Origin of the sequence: Paenibacillus sp. cl6col (assembly GCF_900102125.1) — a bacterium.
Taxonomy (GTDB): Bacteria; Bacillota; Bacilli; order Paenibacillales; family Paenibacillaceae; genus Paenibacillus_B; species Paenibacillus_B suaedae.
In genome coordinates this window covers 155033-179838 of sequence record NZ_FNAZ01000011.1, presented here as the reverse complement: position 1 = coordinate 179838, position 24806 = coordinate 155033, and the positions used below count along the sequence as shown (strand labels likewise).

The 24806-nt window shown below is 49.3% G+C and carries 26 protein-coding genes and 1 riboswitch; of the genes, 25 read left to right on the top strand and 1 reads right to left on the bottom strand.

What is annotated here, in order from left to right:
• The first annotated feature begins 48 nt into the window (after window positions 1-48).
• The 19 genes from spoIIR to BLS15_RS24185 all read left to right on the top strand — a co-directional run bounded on the left by spoIIR (window position 49) and on the right by BLS15_RS24185 (window position 16728).
• Window positions 49-813, top strand: coding sequence for a stage II sporulation protein R (spoIIR, locus tag BLS15_RS24275; RefSeq protein WP_021257188.1), 765 nt, complete (start codon window positions 49-51; stop codon window positions 811-813).
• Window positions 814-1064: 251 nt separating this feature from the next.
• Window positions 1065-2387 carry an L-threonylcarbamoyladenylate synthase gene (locus BLS15_RS24270; protein ID WP_028533388.1) on the top strand — a complete coding sequence of 441 codons (1323 nt, stop codon included), beginning with the start codon at window positions 1065-1067 and terminating at the stop codon, window positions 2385-2387.
• Between the two features lie 121 nt (window positions 2388-2508).
• The gene (locus tag BLS15_RS24265) at window positions 2509-3075 is read left to right on the top strand and encodes a manganese efflux pump MntP (RefSeq protein ID WP_021257186.1); all 567 of its coding nucleotides are present in this window, start codon (window positions 2509-2511) and stop codon (window positions 3073-3075) included.
• Window positions 3076-3176: 101 nt separating this feature from the next.
• On the top strand, window positions 3177-3758 hold the full coding sequence (locus BLS15_RS24260) for a low molecular weight protein arginine phosphatase (RefSeq protein ID WP_175460831.1): 582 nt from the start codon (window positions 3177-3179) through the stop codon (window positions 3756-3758).
• A gap of 121 nt (window positions 3759-3879) precedes the next feature.
• Window positions 3880-3960: riboswitch (ZMP/ZTP riboswitch) on the top strand.
• A 184-nt stretch (window positions 3961-4144) separates the two neighbouring features.
• Entirely contained in the window at window positions 4145-4603 is a 459-nt protein-coding gene (gene rpiB, locus BLS15_RS24255) for a ribose 5-phosphate isomerase B (protein WP_090514181.1), read from the top strand.
• Between the two features lie 76 nt (window positions 4604-4679).
• Window positions 4680-5249, top strand: coding sequence for a TIGR01440 family protein (locus BLS15_RS24250; RefSeq protein WP_036592722.1), 570 nt, complete (start codon window positions 4680-4682; stop codon window positions 5247-5249).
• Window positions 5250-5400: 151 nt separating this feature from the next.
• Entirely contained in the window at window positions 5401-6651 is a 1251-nt protein-coding gene (gene glyA, locus BLS15_RS24245) for a serine hydroxymethyltransferase (RefSeq protein WP_021257182.1), read from the top strand.
• A 472-nt stretch (window positions 6652-7123) separates the two neighbouring features.
• Window positions 7124-7753, top strand: a complete 630-nt coding sequence (gene upp, locus BLS15_RS24240; protein WP_005544846.1) for a uracil phosphoribosyltransferase — start codon at window positions 7124-7126, stop codon at window positions 7751-7753.
• Between the two features lie 307 nt (window positions 7754-8060).
• A complete protein-coding gene (gene wecB, locus BLS15_RS24235) occupies window positions 8061-9215 on the top strand; it encodes a non-hydrolyzing UDP-N-acetylglucosamine 2-epimerase (RefSeq protein WP_021257181.1) in 1155 nt (384 codons plus the stop codon).
• A gap of 174 nt (window positions 9216-9389) precedes the next feature.
• Window positions 9390-9623: an AtpZ/AtpI family protein gene (locus BLS15_RS24230; RefSeq protein ID WP_021257180.1), complete on the top strand. Its 234-nt coding sequence runs from the start codon at window positions 9390-9392 to the stop codon at window positions 9621-9623.
• Window positions 9616-9996 (top strand): ATP synthase subunit I, encoded by a 381-nt coding sequence (locus BLS15_RS24225; RefSeq protein ID WP_021257179.1) that lies wholly within the window; start codon window positions 9616-9618, stop codon window positions 9994-9996. Before BLS15_RS24230 ends, BLS15_RS24225 begins: the two co-directional genes overlap by 8 nt.
• Before the next feature lie 30 nt (window positions 9997-10026).
• Complete coding sequence (gene atpB / locus BLS15_RS24220; RefSeq protein ID WP_028533391.1) at window positions 10027-10812, top strand: F0F1 ATP synthase subunit A; 786 nt, start codon at window positions 10027-10029, stop codon at window positions 10810-10812.
• 97 nt (window positions 10813-10909) lie between these two features.
• Complete coding sequence (atpE, locus tag BLS15_RS24215) at window positions 10910-11125, top strand: F0F1 ATP synthase subunit C (protein WP_021258908.1); 216 nt, start codon at window positions 10910-10912, stop codon at window positions 11123-11125.
• A gap of 90 nt (window positions 11126-11215) precedes the next feature.
• Window positions 11216-11701: a F0F1 ATP synthase subunit B gene (gene atpF, locus BLS15_RS24210; RefSeq protein ID WP_005544831.1), complete on the top strand. Its 486-nt coding sequence runs from the start codon at window positions 11216-11218 to the stop codon at window positions 11699-11701.
• Window positions 11698-12246 carry a F0F1 ATP synthase subunit delta gene (locus tag BLS15_RS24205; RefSeq protein WP_028533392.1) on the top strand — a complete coding sequence of 183 codons (549 nt, stop codon included), beginning with the start codon at window positions 11698-11700 and terminating at the stop codon, window positions 12244-12246. The genes atpF and BLS15_RS24205 overlap by 4 nt, the downstream gene beginning before the upstream one ends.
• 78 nt (window positions 12247-12324) lie before the next feature.
• Window positions 12325-13839, top strand: coding sequence for a F0F1 ATP synthase subunit alpha (gene atpA, locus BLS15_RS24200; protein WP_021257175.1), 1515 nt, complete (start codon window positions 12325-12327; stop codon window positions 13837-13839).
• A 103-nt stretch (window positions 13840-13942) separates the two neighbouring features.
• Entirely contained in the window at window positions 13943-14803 is an 861-nt protein-coding gene (gene atpG, locus BLS15_RS24195; RefSeq protein ID WP_028533393.1) for an ATP synthase F1 subunit gamma, read from the top strand.
• 35 nt (window positions 14804-14838) lie between these two features.
• Window positions 14839-16245: a F0F1 ATP synthase subunit beta gene (atpD, locus tag BLS15_RS24190; protein WP_021257173.1), complete on the top strand. Its 1407-nt coding sequence runs from the start codon at window positions 14839-14841 to the stop codon at window positions 16243-16245.
• 66 nt (window positions 16246-16311) lie between these two features.
• On the top strand, window positions 16312-16728 hold the full coding sequence (locus BLS15_RS24185) for a F0F1 ATP synthase subunit epsilon (RefSeq protein WP_005544821.1): 417 nt from the start codon (window positions 16312-16314) through the stop codon (window positions 16726-16728).
• 99 nt (window positions 16729-16827) lie between these two features.
• On the opposite strand, the gene BLS15_RS24180 is transcribed toward BLS15_RS24185, so the two are convergent.
• Window positions 16828-17481 (bottom strand): SDR family NAD(P)-dependent oxidoreductase, encoded by a 654-nt coding sequence (locus tag BLS15_RS24180; RefSeq protein WP_090514178.1) that lies wholly within the window; start codon window positions 17479-17481, stop codon window positions 16828-16830.
• A 669-nt stretch (window positions 17482-18150) separates the two neighbouring features.
• Here BLS15_RS24180 and BLS15_RS24175 point away from each other — a divergent pair.
• From BLS15_RS24175 to nuoH, 6 genes are all read left to right on the top strand, one after another.
• Window positions 18151-20235 (top strand): serine hydrolase domain-containing protein, encoded by a 2085-nt coding sequence (locus BLS15_RS24175; RefSeq protein WP_090514175.1) that lies wholly within the window; start codon window positions 18151-18153, stop codon window positions 20233-20235.
• Between the two features lie 495 nt (window positions 20236-20730).
• On the top strand, window positions 20731-21102 hold the full coding sequence (locus BLS15_RS24170; protein WP_005544817.1) for an NADH-quinone oxidoreductase subunit A: 372 nt from the start codon (window positions 20731-20733) through the stop codon (window positions 21100-21102).
• Window positions 21087-21605, top strand: a complete 519-nt coding sequence (locus tag BLS15_RS24165; RefSeq protein ID WP_021257170.1) for a NuoB/complex I 20 kDa subunit family protein — start codon at window positions 21087-21089, stop codon at window positions 21603-21605. Before BLS15_RS24170 ends, BLS15_RS24165 begins: the two co-directional genes overlap by 16 nt.
• Window positions 21602-22678 carry an NADH-quinone oxidoreductase subunit C gene (locus tag BLS15_RS29665; protein WP_254777401.1) on the top strand — a complete coding sequence of 359 codons (1077 nt, stop codon included), beginning with the start codon at window positions 21602-21604 and terminating at the stop codon, window positions 22676-22678. Before BLS15_RS24165 ends, BLS15_RS29665 begins: the two co-directional genes overlap by 4 nt.
• 4 nt (window positions 22679-22682) lie before the next feature.
• Window positions 22683-23783: an NADH-quinone oxidoreductase subunit D gene (locus BLS15_RS24155; RefSeq protein ID WP_090514172.1), complete on the top strand. Its 1101-nt coding sequence runs from the start codon at window positions 22683-22685 to the stop codon at window positions 23781-23783.
• Entirely contained in the window at window positions 23783-24793 is a 1011-nt protein-coding gene (nuoH, locus tag BLS15_RS24150; RefSeq protein WP_021257167.1) for an NADH-quinone oxidoreductase subunit NuoH, read from the top strand. The genes BLS15_RS24155 and nuoH overlap by 1 nt, the downstream gene beginning before the upstream one ends.
• Window positions 24794-24806: the final 13 nt, after the last annotated feature.

The window sequence follows — 24806 nt, the reverse complement described above, 5'->3', positions numbered from 1 at the left end:
TACTGATAGACAAGAGGCGCGCCCAACCTCACAAGGAGCAGGATGAACATGAACTTACGCGTGTTCGTACTCGGTCTCGCGATTGCCGTACTGGCAGCGGGAGCTTTGATGCGTTGGGAAAATGGCCATGCGGAGGCCATTGATAATCAAAATATTCAGAAGCAAAAGATAGAGAAGCAGGATCATATTCCCGAGGATGCGATTCGGCTGCGAATATTGGCCAACTCAGACGTTGATAACGATCAGCGTGTGAAGCGCATGGTTCGGGATCGGATTGTGGAGCAGATTAACGGCTGGCTTAAGACAGAAGAGAAGCCGGATACTCGTGAAAAGGCACGCGAGCTGATAGCAGGGCATTTGGACGAACTGAAGCAGACGGCAGAGCAAGTGTTAAACGAAAAAGGACTGGCGTATGGAGTCAAGGTGAAGCTTGGAGAAGTATCCTTCCCGGCCAAGTGGTATGGAGGCGAAGTATATCCTGCCGGGATGTATGAAGCATTGCTTGTTACATTAGGCGAGGGAAGCGGACAGAATTGGTGGTGTGTCCTGTTCCCGCCGCTCTGCTTCGTCGATGGGAGTACGGCTCAAGCACAAGCTGGTGATGCGAGGTCCAAGTCATCTGCGCCATCTAAGAGTGGAGAACAAGACAAGGGCGCTCTATCAGCTGAGGGAGATGCTCAGGCTGCAGACGGGAAGGCTCAAGCCAATGCCGCGATGGAATCAGGCGAGACAGAAGTGAAGTTCTTCCTGTGGGAGGCTCTAGAGGCATTGTTTCGTTTGATTGGTTCCATTTTCAGTGCAATATTTGGGTAATCTAATCGAGTAATTGTATGCACTAGGTGTGCCTTCCACTCGTCTGGACGTGTTGCCGTCATTATGGTACAACTAAAATAAGCAACAGTTATTTATAGATTTGAATTAAGTACGAATACGTGTGAAACTTCAATTTATGAAGATGCCGAAGCTCCTTTGGCATCTTTCTTGCGTTGCTTCCGCCTTTTCTTTTTTTATTGTCGATGTCGGCATCGGGGCGGGAGAGCATACACTCTATATCGAAGTAAGGGATGTACTCAATGAATACTCGACATGAACGGGAACAGAAGGACAGCGCGACTACCGTGACGGAAGGAAGCGCTCAACGTTTGCACACGAAGTGGTGGTCGGTAGACGAACATATGCCGCTTGAACAGCAGCATGGAATAACAGAGGGGGCGGCAATTCTAGCTGCCGGAGGCACCGTTGCCTTTCCAACGGAGACGGTATATGGGCTTGGCGCGGATGCCCGTGATACGAAGGCAGTTGAACGTATATTTGCTGCCAAGGGGCGTCCATCCGACAACCCGCTAATCGTTCATATTGCTGAACGGAATCAGCTTGATGAGCTTGTCCTGCCTTATAGTGATATCGCTGCTCGTCTTATGGAACGCTTTTGGCCGGGTCCGTTGACGATCGTGCTGCCGGTGCGAATGGGGGCTGTATCCCCTCGCGTGACGGCGGGACTGGATACGGTTGGTGTACGGATGCCGGGTCACGATACAGCTTTGGCTCTTATACGTGCTTCTGGATGTCCCGTGGCAGCTCCAAGCGCCAACCGTTCAGGACGTCCTAGTCCGACGCGTGCGGAGCATGTACGGGAGGATTTGGACGGTCTTATCGACGGTATTGTCGATGGCGGTGCGACAGGCGTAGGGGTAGAGTCTACTGTTGTAGAATTAATAGGCAGTCGTGTGCATGTCCTCCGCCCGGGTGGGATAACAACAGCGATGCTGCAAGAGGTGGCCTCCGAGGTAACGATTGATCCAGCGGTCGATCCCAATGGGGGAATGATCCATGCACAGGTTCCACCAACTACAGAATCTGCGCTGGGGGATCGAGATTCCTTGTCTACGCCGCTGGTGAACAAGGAAGCAGATCCTTCGGCAGCAGCGAGCGGCATGATTAGCGAGGAGTCGGTATCTCTTCAAGCTGCTTCGGGGCATATGGGGCAAGCGAATGACATCCAGATGAACGCGCCTCGCTCACCTGGAATGAAATATACCCACTATGCTCCCCAAGGTCAGCTGCATATCGTGCAGGGGGAGTCTGCGGAACAAGTGACCGAATGCATTCAGCGTATGCTGCATGAAGCGCAGCAGCGTGGGGAGACAACGGGTGTACTTGCCTTCGCAGAGCATGCAGAACAATACCGAGCTGATATTGTAGCAACGATTGGCAGTGTGCATGTATTGGAAGAGGCAGCCGCACTGCTATATGATGCCCTGCGGCATTTCGATGAAGCGGGCGCAACTTATATACTGGCAGAAGCTTGCACTACAGAAGGCATCGGTCTTGCAGTGATGAACCGTATGATGAAGGCAGCAGGTCATCGTATCATTTGGTGTGAATGAACCTTGTTTGGGTAATGTAGCTTATAAGAGACAAGCCTTGTTATCTCTTTGCTGCTTGTCATGAAACTATCCTTGTCCGCATACGTTGGATACAGACGCTATGGGACGAGGAGTGGGGGCAATGTGGGAAACGGCAGCGCCAATCGGCCAATGGATCACGATTTTTTTGATGGCGGCAGCATTGGGCTCAGATGCCTTTTCACTGTGTCTAGGTATCGGTATGAGAGGGGTACGGCGAAGAGATGCAGTTCGCATTAGCGGGGTTATCGCATTGTTCCATGTACTGATGCCGCTGGCGGGTGTTGCAACAGGCATGTATATGAGCATGCTGCTCGGTGAAGTAACCACATGGGCAGCGGGAGGCCTTCTTATTATGCTAGGGGGGCATATGATATACAGCTCGTTGAAGGGTGAATCCTCGCAAATGATTAATACTTCAACGGTATGGGGGATGCTGCTGTTCGCACTTAGTGTGAGTGTAGACTCCTTTTCCGTTGGAATATCGCTCGGCATGTTCGGCTCTGATTTGTTGATGACGATCATTGCCTTTGGATTGTTTGGCGGTGCAATGTCGATCTTTGGCTTACTGCTTGGCCACCACGCAGGCAAGCATTTCGGTGAGTACGGGGAGGCTGCAGGTGGGGCGATCCTGCTTACCTTTGGGGTATTGTTTTTGCTGCCTTTCTAAGCTTTTTAAGCTTTGGAGCGAAGTCAAAGCAAGCAGGAATGAGATTGATGAAGATGCGCGACCCTATAGATAGGTTTCATGGTATGAAGGGAGGGGGTCATATGATACGCATTTTATTTGTATGTACAGGCAATACATGCCGAAGTCCAATCGCAGAGGCTATGCTGAAGCATATGGCAGAGGAACGCGGCTTGGACATTCATGTTCAGTCAGCAGGTGTAGCAGCATGGGACGGCACAGCGATGTCACAGCACGCTTCTACTGTACTGGAGGAGCAGAATATTGCCAATCATCGAGATTTTCGATCGGCTGCACTGGATGAAGAGCGTGTGCATTGGGCAGATCTTATATTGACATTGACGACTAGCCACAAGCGTCATGTGCTTCAACAGTTCCCGGGTGCAACGAGCAAGACATTTGCGCTTAAGGAATATGTGAGCAATTCGGATTCAGAGCAGGAGCAATATCAACAGCTGCAATCATTGGTTGCGGATCTTCAATTGAAGCTTGCTATGGGACAAGCTCCAACGGAAGAAGAGCTGGTACAGCTTGCTGAATTGCAGCGGCTTATGCCGAATCAGGATGTGGCAGACCCGTATGGCGGTTCTTTGGAGCAGTATCGGATGACAGCGGCGGAGATTCAGGCTGCGCTGACTAGGTTGCTTGATAAGCTTCAGCCATAGACGGTTTAAGTGTTGGGTTTATGGCACTGCCAAATGCAGCAGTAGGATGCTGTGTATGAGTGGGCAGGAAAATAACGGTTGCAATTGGTTGCGACATCCATTATGATCGTTCTATATGGAGAGGATCCGATGTAACTGGCGACGGAAGTGGGGAACCACGGTGGAGCATCGGAGCATACGGCCGGTCGCCTGGGCAGAAGAGCAGTGTACGGATAGAGAGCCGTGCTATGCTCTTTTTTTCAATCAATGAGACATGTTACACTGGGAGTAACGTGCAATTGGCTCGTCTAATATGCGGGAAATTCGTTATAATAGACCCGTAGCATACCGAGCATGGTAACATGGACGGAGAGCACAATTGAAGACAACGGATGGAGGGTACGACAATGAAAATTGCCATTGGTGCAGACCATGCTGGCGTACGACTTAAGGAAGGGATTGTACAAGTCATCAAGGAGCTTGGTCATGACGTCATTGATGTAGGCTGCGATTGTACAACATCAGTAGATTATCCGGATTATGCGGTACCTGTTGCAGAGATGGTTGCCTCAGGCGAAGCAGATCGAGGCGTGCTCATATGTGGTACCGGGATTGGGATGTCCATCGCAGCGAATAAGGTGCCAGGCGTCCGCTGCGGGCTTGTTCATGATTTATTCTCTGCTAAGGCAACGAGAGAGCACAATGATACGAATGTACTTGCTATGGGTGAGCGTGTCATTGGAACTGGACTTGCTGAAGAGATTGTACGCGTATGGCTGGGTACAGAATTCAGCCAAGGAGAGCGCCATATTGGACGTCTTCGCAAGGTCGCGGACGTAGAACATAAATATCACTCGCAAGCGTAGCGAGTGGAGGTGAATGGGCAGTATGAATGAGATCGAGAAGAACGAACATCAAGGGCCAGCATCGTCATTCTTGAAAATGGGGCAGGTTCGCGAGCAAGCAGAGGCAGCTGCACATGCCCTCGTTCGCGAGGCAGGGCTCAAGCCTGGGCAGCTAGTCGTCATTGGCTGCAGTACAAGCGAGGTGGCAGGTGCGCGCATTGGAACTTCGGGCGCAACGGATACCGCGCAGGCGATATTTGCCGGTCTCGACGTGCTCCGCTCAAGCTATGGCCTCGAGATTGCATTCCAATGCTGTGAGCATTTGAACCGCGCACTTGTTGTTGAACGCCGCACATTGGAGCGGCTCCGGCTGCTGGAAGTATCGGCAGTTCCGGTTCGGAAGGCGGGCGGATCGATGGCCGCTTATGCGTATCGCCAGCTGACTGATGCATGTCTCGCAGAAGAGATATGTGCCCATGCTGGCATCGATATCGGCGAGACGCTTATTGGCATGCATTTGCGCCGGGTAGCTGTTCCTCTGCGTACAGAAGTGCGATATATTGGCAAGGCGCGTGTCAATATGGCGAAGACGCGGCCGAAGCTTATAGGCGGGGAGCGGGCAGTCTATCAGCTTCCAACTGAGGATGGATTGTCTTCATGTGAATAGGAGCAGTGTTTGAATGCGGGCTGTTCACAATTATTTGCAGTGGGGCGGGAGAGCCGCTGTTGCACTTTTATTACTGCTACGATAGAACCTTAACGCAGATGCGTTGTCATACATTGCAATAAGGGAATGAAAATGTGGGAGGGCTATGCCAATGGTAGATCATTTACGACAAGCAGATCCTGAAGTGTTGAAAGCAATGGACTTGGAGTTGCAGCGTCAGCGCAACAATATCGAGCTGATTGCTTCTGAAAACATCGTCAGTGAGGCGGTTATGGAAGCGATGGGGACGGTTCTGACGAACAAATACGCGGAAGGTTATCCAGGCAAACGCTACTATGGCGGCTGCGAGCACGTGGATATTGTTGAGGATATTGCCCGCAACCGTGCGAAGGAACTCTTCGGCGCTGAGCATGTCAATGTACAGCCGCACTCCGGTGCGCAAGCGAACATGGCTGTGTACTTGGCAGCATTGAAGCCAGGAGATACCGTGCTTGGCATGGATTTGGCGCATGGTGGACACTTGACTCACGGAAGCCCTGTGAATGCATCTGGTTTGCTGTACAACTTTGTGGCTTACGGTGTGGAAGAAGATACGTTCCGTATTGATTATGATAAAGTGCGCAAGGCAGCATTCAAGCATCGTCCGAAAATGATCGTGGCAGGCGCAAGCGCTTATCCACGTATTATCGATTTTGAAGTACTTGGCCAAATTGCGAACGATGTAGGCGCTCTGTTCATGGTAGACATGGCGCATATCGCAGGATTGGTTGCCGCAGGACTTCATCCAAGCCCAGTACCGCACGCTCATTTCGTTACGACGACAACACATAAGACACTGCGCGGTCCGCGCGGAGGTATGATTATGTGCCGTCAAGCTTGGGCGCAAGCGATCGACAAGGCTGTATTCCCAGGCACACAAGGCGGCCCGCTTATGCATGTGGTGGCTTCTAAGGCTGTTGCATTGGGCGAAGCACTGCAGCCATCGTTCAAGCAGTATGCTGAGCAAGTGATCAAGAACGCGCAAGTATTGGCGAGTACGCTGGTTGAGGAAGGTTTGAGTATTGTATCTGGCGGTACAGATAATCATCTGATGCTGATCGATACGCGCAATATCAATATCACGGGTAAAGATGCGGAGAAAGTATTGGATTCCGTTGGCATTACCGTGAACAAGAACGCCATTCCATTCGATCCGACAAGTCCGTTCATAACGAGCGGTATTCGTATCGGAACACCAGCGGCGACATCCCGAGGCATGGATGAAGCAGCAATGCGCGTTATTGGCCAAGTCATTGCTATGACATTGAAGCAGCCACAGGATGAGGCTGTATTGAACAAAGCACGCGGTATGGTCAGCGATCTGACAGCTCAGTTCCCGTTGTACTCTACATTGAAATATTAATTAGGTAGGAAGATACGCCCTTTTGGCGGGTAGGACTCTTTTATTGCATATTTAATGGACAGAGCAGGTAATCACTCTTGAAGATGATCACCTGCTCTTTTTTGCGTAAATAGGCAGGGAGAACTCTCGATTTCAGTATAGGATGCCTAGGTAGTATGCGAGAGCCTCAGCAGAGTAGAATCTCGACAATTTCCGATGTTTGCTGCATGACCATGTATAAGCTGTCTTCAACATGCTTAGAAATAGTACAGTGTGATCCTTTTGCACCGAGTTGTCGGAAATGTGAAAAATACCTCAAAAGTGCCTGCAAAACGTGCAGTGATAGGCTCGGAATGTTATAATAGAGCCTGTTTAGCTTAGATGAAGCCGGATAAGCTTGGCATGTACGGCTGTTCAAAGTAGGAATATCAGTTCAAATCATCACGTATTGAGATTAAAAGCAACGAGAGTAAAAGGCGGAGGGACACGAAATATGGGTAAACTGGTCATTTGCGATCATCCACTGATTCAACACAAATTGACATTGATTCGAGACAAAAAGACAACGACGAAGGACTTCCGCGAGCTCGTGGACGAAGTAGCAACTTTGATGGCGTATGAGATTACACGTGAACTGCCATTGCAAACGGTGACAGTCGAAACGCCAGTTGCCGAAACAGAGAGCAAAATGATCGCTGGCCGCATGCTGGGACTAATCCCTATTTTGCGTGCTGGACTAGGTATGGTAGAAGGCGTTGTAAAGCTGATTCCAGGTGCGAAGATCGGACATGTGGGCTTGTTCCGCGATCCTGAGACGCTTCAACCGGTTGAGTACTATACGAAGCTTCCTACAGACGTGACTGAGCGTCAATTGATCGTTATTGATCCAATGCTTGCTACAGGCGGATCGGCGATTGCGGCTATTGACGTGCTGAAGAAGCGCAGCTGCACGCAAATTAAATTGATGTGCCTCATTGCAGCGCCGGAAGGTGTCAAGGCTGTTCAAGAAGCACATCCGGACATCGACATTTATTTGGCGGCATTGGACGAGCGTCTGGACGATCACGGCTATATTGTTCCAGGTCTGGGTGACGCCGGCGACCGCTTGTTCGGCACAAAGTAGAAGAATTCGCTTTTGATCACGAAGCAACTCAAGAGGCAATTCGGCATCGAATCATGCATTCACTCTCGAAGAACTTATGCTTACGAAGTATGTTTCCTGCGGAAACATTTTAGCTGCTCATGTAGTCTTTGTCTGCACTCTGCTGCTCCTTACAAGTTTTGCTCGGCAAAACTCGCTTCGGAAGCTCGGCTTCGAGTTCTTGCAACCTTCTCGGTGCTGAAAAGCGATCTTTTTGAGGTCAAAAAAATGATTTTAGAGCCAATAATGTATTGACTATTATGCAAGAAGAAAGACGGAGGATAAGACTATGTCCAAAGTGAAAGTAATGACGGTATTCGGTGTTCGTCCAGAAGCAATTAAGATGGCGCCGCTTATTCTGGAATTACAGAAGCATCCGGAACACATCGAATCCATCGTATGCGTCACGGCCCAACATCGTCAGATGTTGGACCAGGTGCTCGATGTGTTCAATATTAAGCCAGACTATGATCTGGACATTATGCAGGCGCGTCAGACGCTGAATGATATTTCCGTGCGTGTCCTTCAAGGATTGGAGCCTGTATTGCGTGAAGCGAAGCCAGATATTGTGCTTGTACATGGTGACACATTGACGACGTTCCTCGCCAGCTACGCGGCATTCATGCAACAGATTAAGGTAGGGCACGTTGAAGCGGGACTTCGTACATGGAATAAGCTTTCTCCGTTCCCGGAAGAAATGAATCGCCAATTGACAGGCGTTTTGGCTGATTTGCACTTTGCGCCTACCGATTGGTCGGCAAGCAATTTGCGTAAAGAAAATAAGCAAGATGCATCGATATTTGTCACAGGCAACACAGTTACAGATGTGTTTCAATATACAGTACGATCTGACTACAAGCATGAGGTGCTCGATTGGGCGCAAGGCAAACGTCTAGTATTGATGACTGCACATCGCCGCGAATCACAAGGTGAGCCGCATCGCAACATTTTCCGTGCTGTTCGCCGTATTGCAGACGAATTTGAAGACATCGCTATCGTATATCCGGTACATCCAAGTCCGGCTGTACGTGAACCGGCTCATGAGATGCTGGGAGATCACCCGCGCATTAAGCTGATAGAACCGCTTGATGTGGTTGACCTCCACAACTTCTATCCGCACACGCACCTCATCCTTACCGATTCAGGCGGTCTTCAGGAGGAAGCACCGTCATTTGGCATTCCTGTGCTTGTCCTCCGCGAAACTACCGAACGACCGGAAGGCATTGATGCAGGAACACTGGAATTGGTCGGCACGGATGAAGAGAAAGTGTACGCGCGTGCGAAGGCGCTGTTGTCGGACGAAACGACATATGCACGCATGAGCAAGGCTGCAAACCCTTATGGGGATGGCAAAGCGTCCCAAAGGATCGTCAGTGCGATTCTTCACAGTTTTGGGGTTCAAGAAGAGCGTCCGGAGCCATTTCACACAAAGTTCACAAATTGATAGATGACACTCTTCTATGAGGGAAGGCACCAGCATACAGTGATACTGTACGGTTTACGCGGATTTTCGAAGCTTGAAAGCGAATGTATATCGTTTTCATCCTTGTTGTTACGCGGTTTTTATCAATTGACAAAGACTCGTAATCTTAAGTAAAATGAATGGGAATTATAGGCTATGAAAATGTCGAATCGTAACGATCGCCCATGGCTGGTCGCCCTCTCTATTAGTGGAGCGGGTGTCTTGCTTGCCTTGTACATACTCTTAGGCTTTTACGCGGGGAAGTGGATCGCGAATGGGTCTAATGGGTCCAAGCTCTGGCTAGGAGTAGGGAGTATCGTCGGGCTATGCCTTGGCATCGTCAATATCATCTACTTAGTAAAGAAGTTCATGGGGGAACAAAATGAATGATATGGCTTCCATGGTTCGTGCCGTTACGAGAGTAACGCTCCTCTTGTTGTCTGCGTTCATCCTCGGTTGGGCTGTAGCGCCGGAATACCGGATATATACGGCTGGACTGACACTGGGAACTGCGGCAGGGCTGGCCTATGCTCACTATTTGTCTATCAAAGTTAGACAGATTGCAGAGATGGCTGCTAGTCAAGAGAAGAGGCGGTACAGCTTTGGATTTGTAACTCGGATGTGCATTGTACTCTTGGCAGTCATGTTCGCCATTAAGTTCGAACAGCACATATCCCTTGTGGCGACAATTGTCGGATTTTTCATTACTCAGTTATTGTCGATTTTCGTTAGTATAATTTGGGCAAGCAAAAAGAAAGTGTAAGCAGTCTATTGGAAAGGGGTGAACACATTTATGCACTCAGCACCGATTATCGAGGTTATGGGACTGCACCTGGATTTGTCCATCATCTTCACGCTACTTCTTAGCGGAATCATTACCTTTATTATTGCCCGGCTCGCTGTTCGCAATCTTTCGGTTGAAAAGCCTTCCAAGATGCAGAACTTCTTGGAGTGGGTTGTCGAATTCGTGCACGGCATTATCGGTAGTGCGATGCCGCTGAAGAAGGGGAAGGCATTCATCTCATTAGGGATGACGCTTATCTTGTTTATTTTCGTATCTAACGTACTAGGATTGCCGTTCGCAGTGATTACCGAAGCGCACCATCCGGTGTCTATCTTCGGTCACGAGATTGTAGCAACTAGTCAGGCGGCATTCGATGAGCTTGCAGCTAAGGGTAAACCTGAACACGTCCACTTGTTGTGGTATAAGTCGCCAACGGCTGACGTATCCGTAACATTCGGTCTGGCGTTCTTGGTTTTCATTCTCGTGAACTTCCTAGGCCTCAAGAACAATCGGAAGCACTACTTGAAGCACTATATCGAGCCATTCCCAATCTTCCTTCCATTGAACATCGTGGAGAACTTGGCGAAGCCAATTGCGCTTGGTATCCGGTTGTACGCGAACATCTTCGCGGGTGAGGTACTGATATCCACGCTCATTGGAGCAGGGGTATTCGGTCTACCGTTCCTCGCGGCATGGCAAGGCTTCAGTATATTTATCGGCGCGCTCCAAGCCTTCATCTTCACGATGTTGACAATGGTATACATCGCGCAGGCATCTGTACATGAAGAACATTAACAAACTCTGCCGAGACCCATACTCGTATGGCAACTTCGGGTGAGACATATAAACAAAGCAATTCAATAATACATGAATTTTGAGGAGGACTTTTCTAATGAATTTGATCGCAGCAGCAATTGCAGTAGGTTTGGGCGCCTTGGGCGCAGGTCTTGGTAACGGTATGATCGTTAGCCGCACAGTTGAGTCGATTGCTCGTCAACCAGAAGCTCGTAACATGTTGCAAACGACAATGTTTATCGGTGTTGGTATCGTCGAGGTTATTCCGCTCGCAGCTACAGTTATCGCGTTCTTGGCAATGTTTTCTTCTTAATGAATAGACAAACGGTTTGGCGGGGAAGGCCGATGCCATCCGCGCCTTCGTTTTGTTAGCACGTCATGTTAACGGAAAGGAGTGACTGTAGTGAGTTTTGTTTGGGAAAATTTCGTGTGGGCGATCCTTGCTTTCTTAATCCTATATTTCTTACTTCAAAAGTACGCGTTCGGACCATTGTTCGACGTGATGGAGAAACGCCGCGAGCTCGTGCAGCAGCAATTGGATGAAGCGGCGAATAGCCGTTCACAGGCACAAGTATACGTAGAAGAACAGAAGGAAGCTCTTGCTACAGCGCGCAAAGATGCGTATGACATCATCGAACAAGCGAAACAAACGAGCGTTCGTCAAGCAGACGAGATTATCGGCGGCGCGAAGAGCGAGGCTGTTCGTCTGAAGGAAGAAGCAGCTCGCGATATCGAGAGCGAGAAGAACAAGGCAGTTGCCGCTCTTCGCGAAGAAGTGGGCAACATGTCCGTTGCAATCGCATCGAAGATCTTGGAGAAGCAAGTTGACGAGAAAGATCAAGAGCAATTGGTCGGCCAATACCTGAAAGAGGTAGGAGGCAAACAATGAGCCAGAACATCGTAATCGCCAAGCGTTATGCCAAAGCGTTGTTCGAACTTGCTCAGGAGCGTCAACTGGTCTCAGAAACGGAACAGCAGTTGAAAGATACTGCGGAATTGGTGAAAGCCAATCATGAATTGTACCTTATTCTGACGTCGCCGAATATTGGTCATGCCGAGAAGTCAGCAGTACTTAGCAAAGTACTGGACGGTCACGTATCTGATATCGTGTTGAACATGGTTCAGCTGCTTATCGAACGTGGGCGCATTGACGCACTGCGCGAGATTGCGGACAGCTATGTTCGCATTGCTGGCGAAGCACTCGGCGTCCTGGATGCAACAGTGACATCCGCTTATCCGCTTGATGAATCGGAGAAGGAAGCTGTCGCTGCTGAATTCGGTCAGAAACTAGGCAAGACGATTCGCGTTCATAACGTTGTTGACGCATCCGTAATCGGAGGCTTGCAAGTCCGCATTCGGGATCATCTGTATGACGGCAGCTTGTCCGGCAAGTTGGAACGCCTAAATAGATCATTGAAATCGCAAGCGCAGTAGTTCTTATCGAGACTGTTCAAGAAGTCCGTTTTTGAACTCTCATTTACTATTTAGCACGGAAGAATGGGGTGAAGCGAGTTGAGCATCAGACCTGATGAAATCAGTACACTGATTAAAAGTCAAATCGAACAATATAAATCGGAGATCGAAGTGGCGGAAGTCGGTACGGTCATTAATGTTGGTGACGGTATTGCCCGTGTACACGGACTAGAGCAATGTATGTCCGGCGAGTTGCTCGAATTCTCTAACGGCGTTATGGGTATGGCCCTCAACTTGGAGGAGAATAACGTTGGTATCGTAATTCTTGGACCTTACAAAGACATTCGCGAAGGTGACCAAGTAAAGCGTACAGGCCGCATCATGGAAGTTCCAGTCGGTGAAGCGCTGCTTGGACGCGTTGTCAATCCGCTCGGCCAGCCAGTAGACGGCAAAGGCCCAATCGCTACGACGGAATTCCGTCCAGTCGAATCCAATGCACCAGGCGTTATCGACCGTAAATCGGTACATGAGCCGATGCAAACGGGTATTAAAGCGATTGACTCCATGGTTCCAATCGGCCGCGGTCAGCGTGAGCTGATCATCGGTGACCGTCAAACAGGTAAGACAACGATCGCAATCGATACGATCATTAACCAAAAAGGCAACGGCGTGAAATGTATTTACGTCGCAATCGGCCAAAAGCAATCTACAGTTGCACAAGTTGTAGAAACACTTCGTCGTCATGGCGCATTGGAGTACACAATCGTGGTTACAGCATCGGCATCCGAGCCAGCACCGCTTCTGTTCTTGGCTCCATATGCAGGCGTCTCCATGGGCGAGTACTTCATGTACAAAGGCGAGCACGTGCTCGTAATCTATGATGACTTGTCGAAGCAAGCTGCGGCTTACCGCGAATTGTCCTTGCTCCTTCGCCGTCCTCCAGGCCGTGAGGCATATCCTGGTGACGTATTCTACTTGCACTCCCGCTTGCTGGAGCGCGCTGCGAAGCTGAGCGACGAGAATGGCGGCGGTTCTTTGACTGCATTGCCATTTATCGAAACACAAGCATCTGACGTATCGGCTTACATTCCGACGAACGTAATCTCGATTACCGACGGACAAATTTTCTTGGAAGCTGACCTGTTCTATTCCGGTCAACGTCCAGCGATTAACGTAGGTATTTCCGTATCCCGTGTTGGTGGTTCCGCACAGATCAAGGCGATGAAGAAGGTAGCAGGTACACTTCGTCTCGACTTGGCACAATATCGTGAATTGCAAGCCTTCTCCCAATTCGGATCCGATTTGGATAAGTCAACGCTTGCCCGCTTGAACCGTGGTGAGCGCTTGATGGAAATTCTGAAGCAAGGTGTCAACCAGCCGCTTCCAGTAGAGAAGCAAGTTGTCAGCTTGTATATAGCGACGAGAGGGCACCTGGATGAAATTCCAGTTGCAGATATTCAACGCTTCGAGAATGAATTCCATGCTTACTTGGCAAGTAACCAAGATAGCATCTACCAATCGATCAGCGATACGAAAGACTTGGTAAAAGAAAACGAAGACGCACTGGTTGAAGCGGTAACGAAATTCAAAAAGAGCTTCGCCGTGTCCGTGTAATAGATAGAAGTTGACTGCAGCTGGGAAGCCTCAGGGCTCCCGGTGCGCATTCGAAGAAGTCCGCTTTGCCCTGCGCAAAGCGCTAAAGGCAGGTGAGATGGAAGTGGCTAAAGGAATTCTCGAGATTAAGCGCCAGATCAAGAGCGTGCAGAGCACGAAGCAGATCACGAAGGCGATGGAGATGGTTGGTGCGGCGAAGCTGCGCCGCGCACAATCGAAGGCTGAGGCAGCTCGTCCTTATGCGGATAAGCTGAAGGAGGTCGTCTCCAGCATTGCGGCTGGTACGCAAGGGATTTCCCACCCGATGCTAGAGAAGCGTCCTGTGAAGAAGACGGGATATCTCGTTATCACATCCGACGGTGGCTTGAAGGGCGGCTACAATGCCAACGTGCTTCGTAAGGTCATGGTGACGATGCAGGAAAACAAGCTGACGAAGGATGATATCGTATTATTCGTCATCGGACGCAAGGGTCGTGATTACTTCCGCAGAAGAGGATTTAATATCGTGGAGGCTGTTACGGAGTTGCCGGACACGCCTACATTTGCAGATATTAAGTCTATCGCATACAACGCCGTGAAATATTTCGAAGAGCACAAGTATGATGAACTGATTCTGTTCTATAACGAATTCGTGAACGCAATCACACAGGTGCCGGTAGAGAAAAAACTCTTGCCGCTTGATGATGAAGCGTTTAACGGTCCAGTAACATCGTATGAATATGAGCCTTCTGCTGAAGAAGTGCTCGGGCAGTTGCTGCCGAAGTATGCGGAGACACTCATTTACAGTGCGCTCCTCGATGCGAAGGCAAGTGAGTTCGGCGCGCAGATGACCGCGATGGGCAGTGCGACGAAGAACGCAACGAAGATGATCAACTCGCTGACGCTCGTGTACAACCGTGCACGCCAAGCGGCGATTACGCAGGAAATTTCGGAAATTGTAGCAGGGGCAAACGCTCAGGCTTAATCGGAAATGCATGTTTGACAGTAGGAGGGAACGAGATGAGTAAAGGACGCGTGATTAGCGTAATGGGTCCGGTTGTCGACATTGAGTTCGAACGTGGACAACTGCCTGAAATTTTGAACGCGATCAAGATTGAGCAGAAGTCGACAACTGCCGGCGCGCCTGACATCAACTTGACGTTGGAAGCATCGGTTCACTTGGGTGACAACGTAGTTCGCTGCGTTGCGATGTCTTCTACAGACGGCTTGATTCGCGGCATGGAAGCGTCAGATCTTGGCGCTCCAATTACAGTACCGGTAGGCGAAGTGACGTTGGGTCGTGTATTCAACGTGCTTGGCGAAGCAATTGATAATGCGGGCGACGTTGTAAAAGAAACAGTTAGCCCGATTCATAAAGAAGCTCCTAAGTTTGATGAGCTTTCCACGCAAGCGGAAATTCTCGAAACAGGGATCAAAGTTATCGACTTGCTGGCTCCTTATGTGAAGGGCGGTAAGATCGGTCTGTTCGGCGGTGCCGGCGTAGGTAAGACGGTAACGATCCAAGAGCTGATCAACAACATCGCGCAGGAGCACGGCGGTATTTCCGTATTTGCGGGTGTCGGCGAGCGTACGCGCGAAGGTAACGACTTGTACCATGAAATGAAGGATTCCGGCGTTATCAGCAAAACGGCGATGGTATTCGGTCAGATGAATGAGCCGCCAGGAGCACGCTTGCGCGTTGCCTTGACGGGTCTGACAATGGCTGAACATTTCCGTGATGAAGAAGGCAAGGACGTTCTCTTGTTCATCGATAACATCTTCCGCTTTACACAAGCGGGTTCCGAAGTATCCGCCTTGCTCGGCCGCATGCCTTCCGCGGTAGGTTACCAACCTACATTGGCTACGGAAATGGGTCAGTTGCAAGAACGTATTACTTCAACGAAAAAAGGTTCTGTAACATCCATCCAGGCGATCTACGTTCCTGCGGATGACTACACAGACCCAGCTCCAGCTACGACGTTTGCTCACTTGGATGCAACGACGAACTTGGAGCGTAAAATTTCCGAGATGGGTATCTTCCCTGCGGTTGATCCGCTTGCATCCTCATCCCGGATCTTGGCACCAGACATTGTAGGTGAAGAGCACTATCATGTCGCACAAGGTGTTAAGCGCCTCTTGCAGCGCTATAAAGAGCTTCAAGATATTATCGCAATCCTTGGTATGGACGAGTTGTCCGAAGAAGATAAGTTGACGGTTGCGCGCGCGCGCAAAATTCAACGCTTCTTGTCTCAACCGTTCCACGTTGCGGAACAATTTACGGGTCTTGCTGGTAAATACGTACCTGTTAAAGAAACAGTACGCAGCTTCAAGGAAATCCTGGACGGCAAGCATGATGACCTTCCAGAAGCAGCCTTCTTGTACGTTGGTACAATCGAAGAAGCTGTGGAAAAAGCAAAGACGCTGTAAGCGGCTTGACGTGAAACGGGCTGTCTATTGCTAAGGCATGGACAGAACGGAAGGAGGAAACCGCAGTTGAGCACCTTTTTGTTGGAAATCGTTACACCGGAGCACAAAGTGTTCGAACAGCAGGTGGACATGATTAGCGTCAAGGGCGTCGAAGGAGATCTCGGTATTTTGGCGAACCATATTCCGATGGTTACGCCGCTTCGCATTGGTCCAATGAAGATCAAAGAAGGCGGCAAGGAGCATTGGATTGCGGTTCATGGCGGATTTGTTGAAGTACGTAAGGACAAAGTCGTTGTGCTTGCAGAAAGCGCGGAAATGCCGGAAGACATCGATGTGGAACGTGCCAAGGCAGCGAAAGCCCGGGCGGAGCAACGTCTGGCGATGGCTGCACGGAGCAAGCAGGATTCCCTGGACTTCCGTCGTGCGGAATTGTCGCTCCAACGTGCCGTGACGCGGATTAAAGTCTCGCAAAAAGAATGGTAATCATGATATAAATCGAAGAAGAGCTGTTCCAGAACCCTCAGGTTTTGGAACAGCTCTTTTTTCATAAGGAATATTTTTTCATCATTTATATGAGCTTGATTATGGCTTTAAAATAACCTCAGCCTCAGAGCGCTTCGTATGCATGCTGTAGAAGGCTTCTCCAACCAACTGTGGGTCAAAGGAGGTATTTGGCTGGACGAAGCCGCAGACGGTCAATGTGCCAGCATAGAGACCATATTGCTTGAACTCATCATGTAGGCTGAGGGCAAGGCTGCGCAGACCAGATTTCCCGACACCGAGAGATGCCAGTGATGCTGTCGGCTGCAGTGCTTGTCCACCACCCGTCAGCAGGTATGAACCTGTACCGCGGGTTTTCATGCCCGGAAGAATACATTGGGCAGTCGTCAACGCTCCTACTACGTTAACCTTGAAGTCTTCGATCATATCAGAAGGCTGTACTTCAGAGGGAAGTCCAGGTGCATGGGCAGAGGCGTTGTATACGACGGCCTCAGGCGTGCCGTACTCTGTTTCAAGTGCTGACAGTGTTTGACGAAGAGCAGCTTCGTCGCTAGTAAGTGCGACAGCCCCTGCCGCTTCAATATTCATATCATGCAGGATGTCTTTCATTTGCTCTAGCGTATCCGATTCTCGCGTAATGAGAACAGGAAGGTAACCACGTTGTCCAAATGACTTGGCAATGCCAAGTCCGATGCCGCAGCCGGCGCCGACGATCCAAATCATCGGTTGTGTCATATTATCGTTCAACCCCTTGTTGTATGATCCGATGTATGGATATTGTAAACCGAATATGTAGCAGAGTTCAAAACCATTTTTCACATAACCCGTCATTCATCGGAAAATAAATTTTGGAAAATATAATTTTATTGCTTGACGCATGTACGGGGTCTGATTATAATAAAGACAGTTAATATTGATAATCATTCTCAAATGAAGGTTATCAATTAACCTCATCAAGTGTACGTTCGGGAAGGCTGCTTCTTGAACTGTCACATCAAGTGAAATTTCCTTCTTCTTGGTTCTTTTGATTTTCAGTAGGTTGGTTAATTGTAGGTAGTTTCCTCATCCTCCGTGAGCTGTGGCCGGATCGCAGCTCTCTTTTTTTTGCCCTCATTTCCACGCCCAGCTAAATGGATGGTCATTGCTCAATAGAGTGAATCTAGGTCAAGGCTGAGCTGAATTGAAAATGAGCTATATGAGTTGAATATAAGTTGGATATAAGTTGACTGTAACTTGTATGGAAGACGTCGAAGCTGGCCCGTGGAATGCGGGCATTCATTGGCCCCTTTTTTGATCTGAGGATCAGAAAGGGGCTTTATTGTTTCTCTGTTTTTAATTTTGTAATGAACGAATCAAAAAGGAAAATCGTACTAACTACAGATTCGCAATAAGGAGGAAATTGTAATGAGAAAAAGATTCCCTAGGATACTTGCACTAACCCTTGCGCTGTCGATGATTGTGCCCTCAGCAGTAATGGCGTCCCCAACAGGCAATAGTAATGTCTCAGCAGCCACTTCGGGACTTGAACAGATCGCGGCGGAGAAAGCTGCTCTTCTCACTAAAATGGGGACAGTCAGTGTACAATATGCACTGATTGACAACGGCAAGATTACGGTGTCCGGCCAGGCTGGCATCAACGATAGAGAAGGGAAGAAGCCGTTGACCAAGGATACGATGTATGGCATCGGCTCAACGAGCAAAGTGTTCACGGCCGCAGCCGTCATGAAGCTAGTGGACGAGGGGAAGATTGACCTCGATGCGCCCTTGATCAACTATATTCCCGATTTCACAATGGAGGATGAACGGTATAAGCAGATCACACCGCGCATGTTGCTGAACCATTCCTCTGGCTTGCAAGGAGGCTCCAGTTACGGCAACGCCTTCCTGTTCAAGGACAATGATACCTATCCGCATGATACGTTGCTTAAACAATTATCAACGCAAAGCCTAAAAGCAAATCCAGGTGCGTTTTCTGTTTACTGTAACGACGGCTTCACACTAGCTGAGATTCTGGTAGAGAGAGTTAGCGGCATGAGCTTTACAGCATTTATACACAACTATTTTACGGAACCATTGAAATTGAGCCATACGAAGACATCGCAGGACGTATTGGAACAAGATAAGTTGGCGGGGCTCTATTTCCCTTTCTACCAAGGACAGCTTCCAAATGAAACCGTCAATGCGATTGGGACAGGGGGGATTTATTCTACGGCGGAAGATTTGGTGAGATTCTCTCAACTGTTTACGGGTGAGATGAAGGGTGTTCTCTCTGACAAGGCGGTACAGGCGATGGCGAATGAGGAATACAAGAGGGGCCTGTGGCCGGAAGATACGGATAATAGTTTCAACTACGGTCTCGGCTGGGACAGCGTGAAGCTGTTCCCATTCAATGAATATGGATTGAAGGGATTAGCTAAAGGCGGCGATACGATGCTGTATCATGCTTCCCTCGTCGTGCTTCCAGAACTGAAGATGGCAGCAGCAGTGTTGACTTCTGGCGGTTCTAGCATGACTAATGAGATGCTGGCGAACGACTTGCTGCTGCAAGCGCTGAAGGAGAAGGGGGAAATTAAAACGATAAAACCGGAGAAATCCTTCGGCAAGCCGGTAAAGGCGGGAATGCCTGCTGAGGTGGCGAATCAGGCTGGTTATTATGGTACTAGAAATCAGCAAGTGAAGGTTGAGATCAAGAAGGACGGTGAACTGACTTTGCCGTTAATGACTCTCATTGATCATTCGAAAGAAAAGTATGTGTACACATCGGATGGAAGCTTCATCAATGAGAATGGAACTTCCAAGGTCAGTTTTGTAACCGAGAAGAATGGCCGCACATACATCTGGGTGAGAGAATATATGACAATGCCAGGTCTGGGACAGTTTGTACTGTCGCACTATGCAGCAGAAAAATTGGAAGAGAACAAGCTCTCTAAGGAGACTGCTGAGACTTGGGAGAAGCGAAAAGGCATTACGTTCTATCAAGTAAACGAGAAATATACCTCCATTCTGTATTTCTTGATGAAACCGACGATACAAATAGTCCTTACTGATGAACTGCCAGGTTATCTAGGGGACAAAAAAATTACAGGTTCAAACACGGCCGCAAGCCAGCTTAATATTCCGGGCATGCTGGGCGGTCGGGATCTGGCGGAATCCAGATTCTTCTCTCAAGACGGAGTCGAATATATGGAGGAGGCCGGCAAATTGTATATCAGCGGTGCCAACGTTAGCCCTCTCTATAAAGGAACAAGCTCCGCTGTCACGCTGCAAGCGAACGGGCACGCAAGATGGTATACAGTTCCAGATGCAGCTGCAGGCAAGACGATGACTGTTGCGCTACCGGCGAAGGGTGGATTCGTGGTCTATAACGAGCAAGGCCTACCAGTTAACTTTACAGTTGTCAGCGGCAATAACGAAGTGACGCTGCCTAAGAATGGCACAATCGTCTTTGCTGGTGCACCAGGCTCGGAATTTGGCATTACATTGAAATAAACCAAACGATAGATAATGGAACGGCGACAGCGGCATGCACGCGATAGTTGAAGTAAGCTGAGCCGCTTCCTGGATCTATCTAATCTGAAGTGCACTCTTTATAGTAGTCATTGGGTAGACACCTCTGTGTCATATCTGATGAATGTCTTTAAGGAGTGCATTTTTGGTTTTTACACGATATAATTCCATAGCTCAGCCAGTGGTCGCATTCAGTGAGGGGAAAGAAGCATATCTGCTGATTGGTTACTCTCCTGAGACTCCAGAGCTGCTCGAGCTCCCAGATGTTCATAAAACATTCACCAGCTGATCTTCTATCGTTCTCCTTATGTGAATATGTATATAACCAAAACCGAACAACTTTTCATAAAACTGTCCAAAAGGTGGTATTAATTGCATAGACGGAGTTGGTAGGTTTTGTTATAATTGTGGCGGGTTTATTACAAAATTCTCTATTTTTTTGCAAAATGGCAGTTGCTGCGGCGGAGGGGATGACTTTTGGAACAGTACATCAACAATTACGTCATTGTGGCCATTTTTATTGCACTCGGTATTTTATTGCCGGTTGTCGCACTGACGGTAGGGAGATGGCTTAGACCAAAGAAGCCGACAGATATGAAGCAAACAACTTATGAAAGCGGTAACGAACCTGTTGGTGTCGGACAAGTCCGATTCAACGTACGGTACTATTTGTTTGCGCTCATGTTTGTCATTTTTGATGTCGAAACCGTTTTCTTGTATCCATGGGCGGTTGCATACAATCAGCTTGGATTGTTTGCACTTGTCGAAATGTTGATTTTCGTCGGATTGCTGTTGGTTGGATTAATTTACGCCTGGAAAAAGAAGGTGCTTCAATGGGACTCACTTTAGAATCAATTACGCCGGAAGAACGGCAGGAGTTGGAACGCAATGTGTTCTTTGGCACGCTTGAACAGTTGAAGGCATGGGCTCGCAGTAATTCATTATGGCCGCTTACGTTCGGTCTTGCCTGCTGCGCAATCGAGATGATGGGGACGGGAGCGTCGCACTACGACTTGGATCGCTTCGGCGTTATCTTTCGAACGTCTCCAAGACAATCGGATGTTATGATCGTATCTGGTACAGTCACGAAGAAGATGGGGCCGCTCTTGAAGCGTCTGTATGATCAAATGCCTGAGCCGAAATGGGTCATCGCAATGGGATCATGCGCGACGGCTGGAGGGCCGTACGTGAAATCGTATTCAGTCGTCAAAGGCGTGGATCAGATAGTGCCTGTTGATGTTTATATTCCAGGCTGCCCGCCGAATCCTGCGGCCCTTATCTACGGCATCAACAAGCTGCAAGAGAAAATCCGCTATGAGGCGAAAACCGGAAAGCGGGTGACGAATCGATGAGCGAGGAACAAGAGAAGGACAAGACAGCTGAAGAACAATCCTCTGAGCAACGATCGAAGCAAGAATCAAATACGGAATCAACAGCAAGTGAAGGAATCAAGACCGCAGCAGGAGAAAAGTCCGAAGTGAAAGCGGATGAACCGCAAGTGCCAATTCAGGCGGCATCAGATGTGGAGACCGTCCCTAAAGTGCCAGTGCAGAAGCTAGAGACGGTCGAAGGGACAGTAGAAGAGCAGAAGGAGGCAGCAGCACTACAAGATGTTCCAGTGGCTCCTGCATCTGCTGAATCCCAGGAGCATGCGGATGCGACGAAGGAGGTTTCCGTAACAGCGGAAACGGAGAAGCCGAAGCGTGCCCCTTTGACGGAAGAGGAGAAGGCTGCGCGAATTCAAGCGGCTGCTGAGGCGCGCGCGGCGCGGGCGAAGGCAGCAGAAGGCGGTAGTGAAACATCGACTACAGCCGATGCAGCAGCTCGTCCACCAAGAGCACGTGCGAAGGAAGACGGTGCAGGGGATGCTGCGGAGAAGCCAGAACGGCCCGCACGAGCGCCTCGGGTTAAGGCAGACGAAGAACCGCCAAAGCCGAAAGAGCCCTCACCCAAACAGCCAGTTCTTGATCAGCTCATAGCCTTGCTTAAGGCCGAAGTCGCAGAGGATGCGGTTGAAGAGGCGGCTATCAATGAAGTCAATGATCATTTGCCAACGGTAACAGTGAAAAATGAACATTGGCTGGTAGCAGCTCAGCTGCTTCGTGAACATAAAGATTGGTCGTGTGACTATTTGCGTAATTTATCCGGCATTGACCAGGAAACTCATTTAGAAGTAATCTATCATCTTATCAATTTAAGCACGAAAGCAGAGGTTGCTGTTCGTGTAAAGACAGATCGCGAGGTGCCTTCCATCGCATCGGTAACGCCTATATGGCCTACTGCGAACTGGAATGAGCGCGAAGTTTACGACTTGTTGGGCATTTCGTTTCCGGGACATCCCGACTTGCGTCGCATCATGATGCCGGATGACTGGGTTGGACATCCGCTTCGCAAAGACTACGTGCCGTTAGATTCGGAGGTGTAACCCTGTGATTCGTACAGAAGAACTATTGCTTAATGTTGGACCGCAGCACCCGAGTACTCACGGTGTATTCCGCATCGTCGTCAAGATTGATGGCGAGGTGATCAAGGAAGCGACCCCGGTAATGGGATATTTGCACCGCGGAACGGAGAAGCTTGCGGAAAACTTGAACTATACGCAAATTATTCCTTATACCGATCGTATGGATTATGTGTCCGCCATGACGAACAACTATGTACTCGTGCATGCCGTTGAGAAGCTGATGCAGCTGGAAGTTCCGGAGAGAGCAGAGTTTCTCCGACTTATCGTTATGGAATTGCAACGCGTAGCAAGCCATTTGGTATGGTGGGGGACGTATTTGCTTGATATTGGGGCGATGAGCCCGTTCTTATTTGCGTTCCGCGACCGGGAGATCATTATCGATTTGTTCAACGAACTATGCGGGGCACGGCTGACATACAACTACATGCGGGTCGGCGGCGTCAAGTGGGACGCGCCTCCAGGCTGGATCGACAAAGTCCGCGAGTTTGTTCCATACATGCGCAAAAGGCTGGATGAATACAACAAGCTCGTAAGCGGCAACGAAATTTTCCTGTCCCGCATTAAAGGAATCGGTACTTATGATGCGGAAACGGCAATCGCACATGGACTTAGCGGTGCCAATCTACGCTGCACGGGAGTGAATTGGGATTTGAGGAAGCAGGAGCCTTACAGCCTGTACGATCGATTCGAATTCGATGTTCCACTTGGAACCCGTGGGGACTGCTATGAACGGTATTTAATTCGTGTTGAAGAGATACGGCAAAGCTTACGCATTTTGGAGCAGGCTGTGGAGCAATTCCCGAGCGAGGGAGAGACAATGGGTAAAGTGCCGCGCGTCATACGTCCGCCTGCTGGTGAAGTATACGCTCGTATTGAATCTCCGCGCGGAGAGATTGGCTGCTATATCGTATCCAAGGGCAAGGCGGAGCCGTTCCGGTTGAAGTTCCGTCGGCCGTCCTTCGTTAATTTGCAAATACTGCCGAAGCTGCTCGTAGGCGAAACGATGACGAATATGATTACCATACTTGGCGGGATTGATATCGTCGTCGGGGAGGTGGATGCATAGTGGGGGACTTGTTGAATCAGACGCTCACGTGGCAGAATGGTCTAATTTTTATTGCATGGGGAGTTGTTCTTCTCTTCGTCGTCCTTGGCTTCGTAACCTATGCGATTTACTTCGAACGCAAGGTCATCGGCTGGATGCAGTTGCGTCATGGTCCTACACGGGTAGGTCCGCTGGGACTGCTGCAGACGGTTGCTGATATATTGAAACTACTACTCAAGGAAGACACAATACCTCGCAAGGCTGATAAAGCACTATTCATCTTGGCTCCAGTCATCACGTATGTACCGGCATTTGCGGTCATTGCGACGATTCCATATGCCGCTAATCTAGGCTTTGCTGATCTAAATGTAGGATTGTTATATTATGCCGCATTGTCCAGCATCTCTACCATTGGTATTATTTTAGGAGGGTGGGCGTCCAACAACAAATACTCTCTGCTTGGCGGAATGCGCTCAGCGGCGCAAATGATTAGCTATGAAATTCCGCTCGTTATCTCAGTCGCGGGTATAATCATGTTGAACGGATCGCTCAGCTTGCGTACCATTGTAGAAGGGCAAGGCAACTATTTTTGGGAATGGAACTTTATCCCGCAAATCATCGGATTCATTGTCTTCATTATCGCGGGGGTATCTGAGTTGAATCGTACCCCATTTGATTTGCCAGAAGCAGAATCAGAGCTTGTTGCAGGTTATCATGTTGAATATAGCGGCTTCCGATTCGCCTTCTTCATGTTGGCGGAATACGTGTATGTATTCGCACTCTCGGCACTGACGACGGTCTTGTTCCTAGGCGGTTGGCATCCACCGCTCCCGTTCCTCGATTTCATTCCGGGGCTGCTGTGGTTCATCCTGAAATTTTCATTCTGCGTCTTCTTCCTATTCTGGCTGCGTGCAACGATGCCACGTATACGCGTAGACCAATTGATGGGCTTTGGGTGGAAGGTGCTGCTGCCGCTTGCCCTGCTTAACGTCTTCTTGACGGCGTTTTACATCGAAATTTTCAACAAATAGGCTAGGGGTGAGA

Coding starts and splice junctions, on each gene's coding strand:
- spoIIR (WP_021257188.1), top strand. CDS start 49: ATGAACTTACGCGTGTTCGTACTCGGTCTCGCGATTGCCGTACTGGCA.
- BLS15_RS24270 (WP_028533388.1), top strand. CDS start 1,065: ATGTACTCAATGAATACTCGACATGAACGGGAACAGAAGGACAGCGCG.
- BLS15_RS24265 (WP_021257186.1), top strand. CDS start 2,509: ATGTGGGAAACGGCAGCGCCAATCGGCCAATGGATCACGATTTTTTTG.
- BLS15_RS24260 (WP_175460831.1), top strand. CDS start 3,177: ATGATACGCATTTTATTTGTATGTACAGGCAATACATGCCGAAGTCCA.
- rpiB (WP_090514181.1), top strand. CDS start 4,145: ATGAAAATTGCCATTGGTGCAGACCATGCTGGCGTACGACTTAAGGAA.
- BLS15_RS24250 (WP_036592722.1), top strand. CDS start 4,680: ATGGGGCAGGTTCGCGAGCAAGCAGAGGCAGCTGCACATGCCCTCGTT.
- glyA (WP_021257182.1), top strand. CDS start 5,401: ATGGTAGATCATTTACGACAAGCAGATCCTGAAGTGTTGAAAGCAATG.
- upp (WP_005544846.1), top strand. CDS start 7,124: ATGGGTAAACTGGTCATTTGCGATCATCCACTGATTCAACACAAATTG.
- wecB (WP_021257181.1), top strand. CDS start 8,061: ATGTCCAAAGTGAAAGTAATGACGGTATTCGGTGTTCGTCCAGAAGCA.
- BLS15_RS24230 (WP_021257180.1), top strand. CDS start 9,390: ATGAAAATGTCGAATCGTAACGATCGCCCATGGCTGGTCGCCCTCTCT.
- BLS15_RS24225 (WP_021257179.1), top strand. CDS start 9,616: ATGAATGATATGGCTTCCATGGTTCGTGCCGTTACGAGAGTAACGCTC.
- atpB (WP_028533391.1), top strand. CDS start 10,027: ATGCACTCAGCACCGATTATCGAGGTTATGGGACTGCACCTGGATTTG.
- atpE (WP_021258908.1), top strand. CDS start 10,910: ATGAATTTGATCGCAGCAGCAATTGCAGTAGGTTTGGGCGCCTTGGGC.
- BLS15_RS24205 (WP_028533392.1), top strand. CDS start 11,698: ATGAGCCAGAACATCGTAATCGCCAAGCGTTATGCCAAAGCGTTGTTC.
- atpD (WP_021257173.1), top strand. CDS start 14,839: ATGAGTAAAGGACGCGTGATTAGCGTAATGGGTCCGGTTGTCGACATT.
- BLS15_RS24180 (WP_090514178.1), bottom strand. CDS start 17,481: ATGACACAACCGATGATTTGGATCGTCGGCGCCGGCTGCGGCATCGGA.
- BLS15_RS24175 (WP_090514175.1), top strand. CDS start 18,151: ATGAGAAAAAGATTCCCTAGGATACTTGCACTAACCCTTGCGCTGTCG.
- BLS15_RS24165 (WP_021257170.1), top strand. CDS start 21,087: ATGGGACTCACTTTAGAATCAATTACGCCGGAAGAACGGCAGGAGTTG.
- BLS15_RS29665 (WP_254777401.1), top strand. CDS start 21,602: ATGAGCGAGGAACAAGAGAAGGACAAGACAGCTGAAGAACAATCCTCT.